Here is a 12,116-nt window from a genome sequence, read left to right as displayed (position 1 = left end):
ATGCCGAAAAATACAGAACTTAAAAAAATACTCGTGATCGGTTCCGGTCCTATCGTTATTGGTCAGGCAGCGGAATTTGATTACGCTGGTACACAAGCTTGTCAAGCGCTCAAAGAAGAAGGCGTCGAAGTGGTACTGATCAACAGTAATCCGGCAACCATCATGACAGATACCAATATGGCTGACAAAGTATACATTGAGCCCATTACACTTGATTTTGTAACACAGATTATCCGTCAAGAGCGTCCGGACGGCCTGCTTCCTACACTGGGAGGACAAACAGGTTTGAATATGGCGGTGGAGCTGGCTCGCGCCGGAGTGTTAGAGCGTGAAAACGTCAAATTGCTGGGAACACAACTGAATTCGATAGAAAAAGCCGAAGACCGTGATCTGTTCCGTGAGTTGATGCGTGAGCTGGAACAGCCTGTACCTGAAAGTGTAATTGTTACCACATTAGAAGAATCCCTCGATTTTGCTAATGAGATCGGTTATCCGATTATCGTTCGCCCTGCTTATACACTGGGGGGAACGGGTGGCGGTATCTGTTCGACCGAAGAAGAACTGCGTGAAACGGTCAGCTCCGGTTTACGTTACAGTCCAATTGGACAATGTTTGGTAGAAAAAAGCATCGCAGGCATGAAGGAAGTCGAGTATGAGGTTATGCGTGACGGCAATGATAACTGCATCGTTGTCTGCAATATGGAAAACTTTGATCCGGTCGGCGTGCATACCGGCGACAGTATCGTCGTAGCACCGAGTCAGACGCTGTCAGATCGCGAGTACCAAATGCTGCGCTCTGCTTCCCTGAAAATTATCCGCGCCCTCAATATTGAAGGCGGATGTAACGTACAGTTTGCGCTTGATCCACACAGCTATCAATACTATGTCATTGAAGTCAACCCACGTGTAAGTCGCTCCTCGGCACTGGCATCCAAAGCAACGGGGTATCCGATTGCCAAAATGGCTGCCAAAATTGCGCTAGGCTACACACTGGATGAAATCGTGAACCCGGTAACAGGACAAACGTATGCTTGCTTTGAGCCGACACTGGATTACATCGTGAGCAAAATACCACGCTGGCCATTTGACAAATTCATTTCTGCCAACCGTAAGCTGGGTACGCAAATGAAAGCAACGGGTGAAGTCATGGCCATCGGACGCACATTCGAAGAGTCCATCCATAAAGCGGTACGGTCTTTGGAAATCGGCGTACACCGTCTGCATCTTAAGGGAGCCGATCAGCTGTCTGATGAGGTGCTCAAGGATCGCCTGATTAAAGCAGATGATGAGCGTTTGTTCTTGGTAGCCGAGGCATTCCGCCGCGGCTGGCAGCAGCAGGAAATTCAGGATTTAACGAAAATTGACTGGTGGTTCCTTGATAAGGTAGAAGGAATCGTTAAGTTTGAAGCTGTTATTGCAGGAGAATCTGAGCTGACTTACGAAACGCTTTATCAGGCCAAACGCAAAGGCTTTACCGACCGTTCTATCGCTGAGATTCGCAGTCTGAGTCAAACAGCTAACAATCTGACAACCGAGCGTGAGGTGCGTGAGCTCCGTCTGGGTCAAAACCTGCGTCCTGTCTACAAAATGGTAGATACGTGTGCAGCTGAGTTTGAAGCCACAACGCCTTACTACTACTCCTCTTATGAAGTGGAAAACGAAGTGATCCCATCCAACAAAGAAAAAGTTATCGTTCTTGGCTCCGGGCCAATTCGGATCGGGCAAGGGATTGAATTTGATTACTCCACCGTACATGCGGTATGGGCTATTCAAAAGGCAGGTTACGAAGCAGTTATCATTAATAATAACCCAGAGACCGTTTCTACCGACTTTAACACATCTGACCGTCTCTACTTTGAGCCACTTTTCTTCGAGGATGTAATGAATGTCATCGAGCAGGAAAAACCGATCGGCGTTATCGTCCAGTTCGGCGGTCAAACGGCAATTAATCTCGCAGCTCCACTGAGTGCAGCAGGCGTGAACATTCTGGGCACAAGTCTGGAAAGTATCGACGAAGCGGAAGATCGGAAAAAGTTCGAGCAACTGTTGTCTCGCCTGGCCATCGCACAACCTAAAGGCAACACGGTCACCTCTGTAGATGAAGCGGTAGGAACCGCTCAGGCGCTGGGTTATCCAGTGCTGGTACGTCCATCCTACGTCCTGGGCGGGCGCGCCATGGAAATTGTCTACTCGGATACGGAATTGCTGCGGTATATGGAAGAAGCCGTTAAGATCAATCCGGAACACCCTGTGCTCATCGACCGCTACATGCTGGGCAAAGAAGTTGAGGTTGATGCCATCTGTGACGGTGAAACGGTACTGGTACCAGGTATTATGGAGCATGTGGAACGGGCCGGGGTTCACTCCGGTGACTCTATCGCGGTGTATCCGCCACAGCACTTGTCTGCCGAGTTGAAGAAAAAAATTGTGGATATTACGATTAGCATCGCCAAGGAATTGAAAACGATCGGTCTGGTAAACATCCAGTTCGTCATTCATCAAGACGAGGTGTATGTCATCGAGGTTAACCCTCGTTCCTCACGGACGGTTCCTTTCCTGAGCAAGGTAACGAACATCCCGATGGCGAATCTGGCGACACAGGCTATTTTGGGCGGTAAGCTTAAGGATGCAGGCTACACAGAAGGTCTATGGCCTGAAAGTAACTATGTCTCGGTTAAGGTTCCGGTATTCTCCTTTGCCAAACTGCGCCGTGTAGAACCAACCCTGGGGCCAGAAATGAAATCGACAGGTGAAGTTATGGGTCGTGATATCCAGTATGCCAAAGCTCTGTATAAAGGACTCGTGGGTGCTGGTATGAAAATTCCATCCACCGGGGCGATCATCATCACCGTAGCGGATAAAGATAAAGAAGAAGCTGTCGAGTTGATGCAGGGCTTTTACAGACTGGGCTACAAAATTATTGCAACAGGTGGAACGGCAGCTGCACTGGAGCAGGCCAACATTCCGGTGAACACGATTAACAAGCTGAGTGAGGGTAATCCGAACATCCTGGATATGATTCGTACGGGTGAAGCCAACTTTGTCTTCAATACGCTGACCAAAGGGAAAACACCAGAGCGTGACGGATTCCGCATCCGCCGTGAAGCAGTTGAGAACGGTATTGTCTGCATGACCTCACTGGATACCGTACGCGCCTTGCTAAGAATGCTGGAGACGATTAATTTCACGTCAGAATCCATGCCGGTTCTGAGCAACTAAGGCGATACAATGAGATCATGAAAAATAAGTAGAACAAGGAAGGACATTCATCAGCTTTTGCTGACGGATGTCCTTTATCACGGGCAAATACACCCGAATCAACGCGAAAAGGGGATGTAGAACGGTGAACGAAGCATTTCAGCAGATGGCAGGACGGCTGATGGTCGCGTTAGATTACCCGGATGCGCAGCAGGCAGAGCAGCTAATTCGGCAGCTGGAGGGTATTCCCTGTTATATAAAAGTAGGTATGCAGCTGTTTTATAGCGCAGGACCCGCTTTTGTAGAACAATTAAAATCGAGAGGATACTCCGTTTTTCTGGATTTGAAAATGCATGATATTCCTAACACAGTGCGAGGAGGGGCAGAGAGTATTACCCGCTTAGGTGTGGATATGTTCAACGTACATGCTGCTGGGGGCGTTAATATGATGTCAGCCGCTAAAGCTGGTGCAGAAGCAGCTATTTCCGCAGACAACTCGCTCGCCATGCCGCTCATTATTGCAGTCACACAGCTGACCAGCACGGATCAGACGACCATGAATAAGGAGTTAGGTATTCCTGGTACGGTACAGGATGCAGTGGTTCGTTACGCACAGCTGACCCGTGAGGCGGGACTGGATGGTGTGGTAGCTTCACCTTTGGAAGTGCCTGCGATTCGCGCCGTATGCGGGTCTAACTTTAAAACCATAACCCCTGGCATACGCCCGGCAGGCAGCGCCACAGGTGATCAGTCACGTGTGCTTACACCTGGACAAGCCATTGCCCAAGGCAGCAGCTACATTGTCGTTGGACGGCCGATCACGGCAGCACCAGACCCACGCGCCGCAGCGCAACACATTATTGAGGAGATGATACAAGCATGACTACATTAAACAATATACCAGAGCAAATTGCATCCCATCTGTTGCGTATTCAGGCGGTGGCATTGCGTCCGCAGCAGCCTTTTACATGGACATCCGGTATTAAATCGCCTATCTACTGTGACAATCGCCTTACCATGTCCTACCCGGAGGTGCGAGAGCTGATTGCAGACTCTTTTGCTGCCCTGATTCGCGAGCAATATCCCGAAACCGAAGTTATTGCAGGGACAGCTACAGCAGGGATTCCTCATGCGGCCTGGGTAGCGCAAAAGCTGAATTTGCCGATGGCCTATGTAAGGGACAAAGCCAAAGGACACGGGAAAGAGAACCAAATTGAAGGCCGCATCAGCGCAGGACAAAAGGTTATGGTTATCGAGGATCTTATCTCTACAGGAGGCAGTTCCATTAAAGCAGCACAGGCCATAGCACAAGCAGGCGCTCAGCCGTTAGCGGTACTGGCTATTTTCAGCTACCAGCTGGATAAAGCGACTCAAGCTTTTGAAGAAGCAGGTGTGAAGCTGCAAACCTTGTCCAATTACACGGCCCTGATGGAGGTTGCCTTGCGTGAAGGAACCATTCAGGAGGAAGAGATGGAACTGCTGCGTTCCTGGCGTCAGGACCCGGCTTCCTTTGGCAAATAAGGCAGAGCATCTACAGGCAATGGAGCTAATGGTTGATGCGGCTCAGACTCGTTGTCATCCAGCGTAGATTGTTATGATTCAAGCTGTGTAAATCGAATTCGATCCGGTTACACTAACTCCTACCATCATGTGAAAAGAGGGAGTTTGGATGTATTGGGTTTACTATGGCAGACTGTACACAACTAAATTTCAGGCCGGGTGTCTGGCAAAAAGGCTGGAACATGACGGCTGGATGTACGGCTACAATGATCCCCGCGCAGTGGAGGTGTACCGCTCGCGTAAGGGACGTTATGGTGTCCGATTTATTCCGTGATGTATTAAAAATAAATAAAAAAAGAAAAATACCGAAAAACTATTGACGAAACACAAGAAAATGTTGTATATTAATTAACGTTGCTGTTATGAATATGTAGCGTAAATATACATGTTTTTTTGAGGGCCCTTAGCTCAGTTGGTTAGAGCGGTCGGCTCATAACCGATTGGTCGGGGGTTCGAGTCCCTCAGGGCCCATTTCCTCAAAAACCTTTGCCTAGCAAGGGTTTTTTTGTTGTATATAGAGGTAAAGAAAACGGAAGGAAAGTAGTATTTAAAAGGGGTTGATTAGAATTTGCTAACGTATTTGCTAACGTGAATTCATTTTGTGGTATATTACCTTTACTAAGTGGTGTGACAAAACGGTGAAGTTTCATTAAGTTTGAGCTTTCCACCGGGAAATTCCACTTGCCAGCAGGTATGGTGTCGGGGCTCCGTTTGGTGATTAATATTTATGGTCTTAAATGTTAGGGCTACACAGCCATTATAAAGCTGGTATAAAGGATAAAGCAGCGGTATCGTAAAAAAGCGATATAATATAAAGATTAAGAGCTGTCCCAGATCATTAAATGCTACGGGACAGCTCTTTGTGTGAAGAACGATAATTTCTCAATCTATACAGGAACGTAGCAATTACAAGAAAAATAAAGTTCTATTACCGGCCCCTATGTTTGGCTTTTGCCTTGAGCCGAGCAATATCTCGTTTGTACTCTTTAATTTCCTCACGACGTTCACGGTTCATTGTTCTCTTCTCAGCCTTATGCTGTTCAAGCTGCAATTTGATTGCCTGTTCCGCATACGTATTGGTGCCGCGAGAACGTACTTCCTTAGCCGCCAACCGTTGTAAACGTTTGGGGTTAATCCGGTGATCGTAAGATGTTTTTCCTTCGACTACTACTGTCATGCGTTCAGTCAGATCGGACAGTTCACCGCTTTGGACGAATGTTAGCACTTCGGCATCCGACGGCTCCGATCCAAATACATATCTCGCTGCCCGAACCTTACCTTTTTCCTGTGTTTCGATTACTCCGACCCAATAAGGTTTTTCGAAATATACCGTTAGCTTCATAATGATGAAACCCCCTCTGAAAGTGTTACGGAGTCGATGGACATCCCGAGGGGGAAGGTTACTTGTATCGGTAATATAACCCAATACGCCCGGACTACCAACCGAGCCGTGTTTTTACGCTCCGTTTTCATCATAGAAGAGTTTGGTGGTTTCGTCTACATTAATGGGAAGTATTTCTGTAGGGCTGTTTGAATTTAGTGTAGATGTAAAGTAGGACGTGACTGGTATTTAGCCGAGGGGGTCACCCTCACCCGAGTCTTCCTTTTTAGTTCAAAAAGAAGCACTGCCGTAGTAAACGAACAGTGCTTCTTAATGCCCTTATTTAATCTTAGAGTACCTTAACAGTGTAAACCATTCTCAATTTACCGCTGCCGTTGTAAATTTCGACTCTTGCGTTCGTTGCAGTGGTGGTTGTTACCACACCGGAAGCGGAGACTGTGACATTTCCGCTTGCTACTTTATAAGTATCCCCTGGGTAACTTGATAGCGCATAGGAATAATTTCTTGGCAGCTTTGCAGTTCTGTAGTATACTCCGTTAACTTCTACAATTGGCGTAATTTCTGGAGAAGGACCTACGCTTTGAATATGGCTATATGTACTGCTTACTGCTGCGGAAGCATTAGGGACGATAATACTACCAATCAGTCCCAAAGACATTGCTGTTGTTAATATGATTTTCTTAGTATTCATAAAAAAAACCTCCTGAAATGTTATACTAGCTCCTAAAATATACCATGTAAAATTATTAATTTCACTTTATTTGACAAATGTTGTCAAAATAATACAATAAAATGATACAAAAGTCCTATATGATGATAAAAAATTAAAATATATCGATGAAAGAAAACGGACGTCAGAGTTATCCGCCCCGAGTCCCCTTTCATATTTTGGATCTGCTTGTTCTGGATATCAGTTTACAAGCTCGTGTATAGGCTTTTCACCGTTGTCTTGATTCCATCCCACCATACGTTGTTTTAATGCAGACAGTTCCGTACATTGACCAATGGCCTCCGCTACTAGCTTGGCGATCTGTCTTGCTCCTTCGTCGGAAAAATGAGTATTATCCGTTACACCGGCGGGATAATTCGGATGCACTTTTTCAGGCAAATGCATAAAAAGCTGCTGGGATTCTTCTTCACCCATGGAACGATAAAGCTGCTGAGAAGCTTCAAAAATATCGAGTAGGGGTGTATGGGTTTGCTCCGCTACTCGTCTCATAGCTGCAGGATAGGCTCCCACAGCCAGCGGATCAGGTTCACCGTCTGCGGTAAAGCGGCGGCGGCTTACAGAGGTCAACAGCACAGGAAACCCGCCACGCTTCCGAGCAGACTCGATGCATTGAATGAGGTTTTGACGATACTCCCCGTCAGGATCGGTATAACGAGTGGGATCTTCTTTTTTCTCATCGTTATGTCCAAATTGAATAAACAGATAATCGCCAGCTTGAAGATCCTTTTCAATATCAGCTAGCCTATCTTCTGCTATAAAGGATTTGGTGCTGCGCCCATTAACTGCGCGATTGTCCACATGAACAGATGGGTCCAAGTAGCTTTGCAGGTGTTCGCCCCAGCCTGTCATCGGTTTTTCGGTAGCCCCCTTTTGAGCTGCAGTCGAGTCTCCGGCGATAAACAGCCGGATGGGCAGTTGCTGTTTTACCTGAACATAACGATTTTTTTGAAGCCAGGCTTCGGCCAGATCGATCCATTGTCGGCATTCACGGTTGTCCTCTGCCAGCCCTAAACCGTGTCGTCCTTCCTCGAATATATGCAGTTCAAATGGAATACCTTGTTTGGACAATGCGGAAGCAAACAAGAGGCTGTTTTCTACCGGAACGGTGGCGTCATTAGCTGTAGTCCACATAAAAGTTGGAGGTGTCTGTGAAGTCACTTGCTGATCGGATGAGTAGGCTTGAAGCTGCTCCTGTGTCGGCTGTTCACCTAAAAAATGTGTACGGCTTCCGATATGTGTATAAGGGTCATAAAACGAAATGACGGGATATCCCAGCAGCAGAAGATTTGGTTTCTCATTTCCTGTGGTGGCAACGATGGAGGCCAAATGCCCGCCTGCGGAAAAGCCGATAAGCCCCACCTGTTCAGAAATCACAGCCCATTCCTTTGGGGTTTGACGTACCCATTGCAGGGCATGCTCCACATCCTCCAACAAGGAGGGGATCTCAAAATCGCCGACTTGATACTCCAGTACTCCTGCATGGATGCCTAAATCATTCAACCATCGAGCTATAGGCTCTCCTTCATGTGAGGCCAAATGCTCATAGCCGCCGCCAGGCAATACCAATATAAAGGGACGAGCTTCCTGAACTGCAACTGGATAGAGGGAGAGAAATGACGTGTCTGCTGGAAATTCATCTTTTACAATCTGTTCTTTATGACTAACAACATGTAACATAATGTACCTCCAAATTTCTTTTTAACTGCCGCGAACAAAAAAATCGACTTAAATTGGAATGATACGGATGTAAAAAATAAATGCACACGTGAAAAAAATGATTTAAACCTCATTATGAAAGCGCTATAATTTTGGTGTAATGCAAAGAACCAAAGGGGGAGCGCAATGAAAAAAGGCAGAATGTTCTACACCATTTTTATTACGATTCTGGTTTTTGGAATAGGACTGGTGGCCAGCTTCGGCAGCTACATCTATTTTACAACAATTAGCTCCGTTGTGGAGAGAGTTTCCAATACCAAGCAAAGCTACATGGCACAGATCAGAAACAGTCTGGAGCAGAAGATTCAAACGATTGAATATGCTTTTAATACGTACAGCACGACCAGCTCGTTTGATGAAGTTGTGAAACATCCCATTACGGAAAAAGATTTTATAGCGTATCGGAATGTGAATACGCAGCTCAATTATATTGCCACAATGGGATTGGAAGGGACGGAATATTCACTGATCAGTCTGGACCAGAATTGGAAAATTTCCAATGGCAGCTTGTCCTATTTGACAAAAACGGAACGGGAAAAGCTGATTGATACTTATATCGACCAGCACGATAAGGGACTATTCTGGATTAAAACAGATAAAGGAATCCGTTTTGTTAATACATTACCTGTATTTTCCCAAAAGAAGCAGGCCATTGCTCTGTCAGATATTTCGTTGCAGACGTTAAGGCGTACCATTCAAACAGAGGATCATATGCCTGTTTTTATTTTGAATAACCAAGGCGATTTAATGTACGAAACTGAGCCTGCTACCCGCTTATTGTCTACCCAGCAGCTTCAGCACATTTCAGAAGTTACAGCAAAATCAGACAACACAGGCATGCTGACATTGGAGAAAACAAAGCATCAGCCTGCACGCCAAGTCATTTATGCCAAATCTGCATATAACAATTGGACTTACTTAACGGTATTAGATAAAAATGAAATTGCGAATGCATTTCAAACGACCAAATTTGGGATCATCATGATGGGACTTGTGCTAACGCTTTTAATTGTAGTAGTGGCGTATTTCATTGCTGTTTACTTTACCAAGCCATTCCAGCAGATTAAACGCAGTCTGCCTAAAAGCCCTAATTTTACGTTCAAAAATGAGACTTCCAAAAATGAAATTGAATGGATCATTGATTCCATCGACACCATTGTTACAGAGAAGGAAAGCTTGGAAAGCCTCATCCAGTCTGAAATGCCCCAGCTTGAAACCCAATTGATTCTCAACCTGTTCCGCAAGCGTATTTCCGAAGAGGAGTTGGCACGAAAAATGCCTCGCCTCGGCTATTCACAGCTTGAGAATCAAATGTATATTACGATGTTGATCCAACTGGACAATCTGGGAGATCGGGAGCCATCAGATAAAGATGTGTTACTGCTGGCCATTAACAAAATCGTAGAAGAAACAATTCCAGAGCAGCAGCGTATGCTGCCCATCATTTTGAATGATGGTACCCAGGCTACCATTTTAATATGGACAGACAAGAACGAGCATGAAATAAGAAAGCAGGTACTGGATGACGCGACTCTTTTGATTCAAACCGTAAAAGAGTATTTGAATGTATCCATCAGCATAGGCATTAGTACAGCGTATAGTAACTTATTGGAAAGTAAAGAAGCCTGTGAGATGAGCAAGCAAGCCTTACATCATCGTTTAAATTTAGGTAAAGAGTCGATTATTTTTTACGAAGATATTTCCATGGTCATTTCAGGTCCGGTGCTGCTTCATTATCCTACTGAATTGGAATCGCAACTGTTTGATGCTATCCGAATAGGGGATGAAGAGCAGGTATCTCATACGGTCCATTCCTTATTAGCGGAAATAATGACAAAGAACAATCATTCCATGAACTTTGAGGTGCTGCTGGTGCGGTTTGTGAATAACCTCATCCAATTGGAACAGCTGTTGGGGATCGAAGTGTTGCTGACGCAAGACAATCATGCCCTATACCATCGCTTGCTGGACATCCGAAACCCGGAAGAGATTGAACGTATGCTGGTAGAGCAAGTTATTTTCCCCATGGTAAAAAGCATGAAGGAGAAGACGAACCAGCAATTCCGCTGTCTCTCGGAAAAAATTGCCGCTATTATCCGTGCTGAATATGACCAGGAATTATCATTAGAACTTATTGGTGATCGGCTTCATTACAATCCGAATTATTTAAGCAGTATCTTCAAAAAGGAATACGGAACGACGTTCAGCGAATATCTGATGGGCTACCGTTTGCAAATGGGCAAGAAGTGGCTCGTTGAGACAGATATGACGATTAAAGAAATCGCCGAACGATTGCAATATCATAATTCGCAAAACTTTATTCGCTCGTTTCGAAAGAAGGAACAGGTTACACCCGGAGCTTATCGGAAGATGAAGCAAGCCGATTGACCTGAACTTCAGAGCAATAAGGGGACAGCTTACCCTTTAACCGCCCCTAGCAAAGCCCCTTTGACAAAGTGCTTTTGTACAAAGGGATACACGATTAACATTGGAACGGTTGCAATGACAATAACCGCCATCTTAATCGTCTGCGCAGGCGGGATGACATCTACAGCAGTTCCTTCTGCCTGCATACCACTAGAAACGATTACAATTTGACGCAGTAAGACTTGAATCGGCCATTTTGCAGAATCATTGATATAGAGAATTGCGTGCATATACGTATTCCAGTAGGCTACCGCATAGAAAAGAGAAATGGTTGCAATCGAAGGCAGGGCTAGCGGCAGCATAATTTTAAAGAAGATCCCAAAATCGTTACACCCGTCCATCTTGGCCGATTCCTCCAAATCATCCGGCAAAGCCTGAAAAAAGTTACGCATGATAATCAGGTTAAACGCATTAATGGCTACGGGAAGAATCAAGGACCAATACGAATTGATGAGCCCCATGCTTTTGACAACCAGGAATGTCGGAATCATTCCCCCACTAAACAGCATCGAAAATACAACAATGAAATTAATGGTACTGCGGCCAAGTAAATATTTTCGAGATAATCCATAGGCCATAAAAGCGGTAAATATCATACTTACAACTGTACCGACGATCGTTACTCCGACCGAAACCCCGAGACCTCTAAAAATGGTTGGAGTCGACAGGATATAGCGATAGGCGTCTAAGGAAAAGGTAACTGGGAAAAGAATGAATTTCTTGGATATCACTTCTTCGGTTGAGGCAAAAGAGCTGGCGATGATATTCAAAAAAGGCAAGAGACAAGTGAGGGCAATGAGAATCAATAATGTACTATTTACAATGTTGAAAATACGACTGCCCAGCGATTCTTTTTTTCGTAGTTTTTGCGCCAATGCGGTTGACCTCCTCGTAATCGTTTACATGTCAACCTTATCAAGAGGAAGAAATTCCGTATATAATCAAATTTTGAGGTGTTCCCTAAGCATGGGGAAAAGAGGGTAATCATTAGGTTATGTAGTAATCATTAGCTAAGGTCAAAAGGCTAAAAAGTAGGCTGTGCGTATATTTTTGTAAACGCTATCATTTGATGATTATATGCGGAATGCTAAAAATCACGTACTCTTGAAAACGTATACAGGAACGTTTGAAGGAGGTCGAATG

9 protein-coding genes and 1 tRNA gene are annotated in these 12,116 nt (G+C 45.2%); 6 read left to right on the top strand and 4 right to left on the bottom strand.

What is annotated here, in order from left to right; translation table 11 throughout:
• The 5 genes from carB (at position 1) to LCF57_RS18005 (ending at position 5,229) form a co-directional block, all read left to right on the top strand.
• Positions 1–3,219, top strand: a complete 3,219-nt coding sequence (carB, locus tag LCF57_RS18025) for a carbamoyl-phosphate synthase large subunit (protein WP_226001931.1) — start codon at positions 1–3, stop codon at positions 3,217–3,219.
• A gap of 67 nt (positions 3,220–3,286) precedes the next feature.
• Complete coding sequence (gene pyrF, locus LCF57_RS18020; RefSeq protein ID WP_318840713.1) at positions 3,287–4,081, top strand: orotidine-5'-phosphate decarboxylase; 795 nt, start codon at positions 3,287–3,289, stop codon at positions 4,079–4,081.
• The gene (gene pyrE / locus LCF57_RS18015) at positions 4,078–4,719 is read left to right on the top strand and encodes an orotate phosphoribosyltransferase (RefSeq protein ID WP_226001930.1); all 642 of its coding nucleotides are present in this window, start codon (positions 4,078–4,080) and stop codon (positions 4,717–4,719) included. Before pyrF ends, pyrE begins: the two co-directional genes overlap by 4 nt.
• A 148-nt stretch (positions 4,720–4,867) precedes the next feature.
• Positions 4,868–5,032 (top strand): hypothetical protein, encoded by a 165-nt coding sequence (locus tag LCF57_RS18010; RefSeq protein WP_010345444.1) that lies wholly within the window; start codon positions 4,868–4,870, stop codon positions 5,030–5,032.
• A 123-nt stretch (positions 5,033–5,155) separates the two neighbouring features.
• Positions 5,156–5,229, top strand: a tRNA-Ile gene (locus tag LCF57_RS18005).
• A gap of 457 nt (positions 5,230–5,686) precedes the next feature.
• On the opposite strand, the gene LCF57_RS18000 is transcribed toward LCF57_RS18005, so the two are convergent.
• The 3 genes from LCF57_RS18000 to LCF57_RS17990 form a co-directional block, all read right to left on the bottom strand.
• Positions 5,687–6,100, bottom strand: coding sequence for a YjdF family protein (locus LCF57_RS18000; RefSeq protein ID WP_226001929.1), 414 nt, complete (start codon positions 6,098–6,100; stop codon positions 5,687–5,689).
• 328 nt (positions 6,101–6,428) lie between these two features.
• Positions 6,429–6,791, bottom strand: coding sequence for a hypothetical protein (locus LCF57_RS17995; RefSeq protein ID WP_226001928.1), 363 nt, complete (start codon positions 6,789–6,791; stop codon positions 6,429–6,431).
• A gap of 219 nt (positions 6,792–7,010) precedes the next feature.
• On the bottom strand, positions 7,011–8,507 hold the full coding sequence (locus tag LCF57_RS17990) for a GDSL-type esterase/lipase family protein (RefSeq protein WP_226001927.1): 1,497 nt from the start codon (positions 8,505–8,507) through the stop codon (positions 7,011–7,013).
• Between the two features lie 165 nt (positions 8,508–8,672).
• Here LCF57_RS17990 and LCF57_RS17985 point away from each other — a divergent pair, with 165 nt between their 5' ends.
• Positions 8,673–10,934, top strand: coding sequence for a helix-turn-helix domain-containing protein (locus tag LCF57_RS17985; RefSeq protein ID WP_226001926.1), 2,262 nt, complete (start codon positions 8,673–8,675; stop codon positions 10,932–10,934).
• Positions 10,935–10,963: 29 nt separating this feature from the next.
• On the opposite strand, the gene LCF57_RS17980 is transcribed toward LCF57_RS17985, so the two are convergent.
• Positions 10,964–11,848, bottom strand: a complete 885-nt coding sequence (locus LCF57_RS17980) for a carbohydrate ABC transporter permease (protein ID WP_226001925.1) — start codon at positions 11,846–11,848, stop codon at positions 10,964–10,966.
• Positions 11,849–12,116: the final 268 nt, after the last annotated feature.

This window comes from Paenibacillus sp. BJ-4 (genome assembly GCF_020404765.1).
Taxonomy (GTDB): Bacteria; Bacillota; Bacilli; order Paenibacillales; family Paenibacillaceae; genus Paenibacillus.
This window is presented reverse-complemented; position numbering and strand designations above follow the sequence as displayed.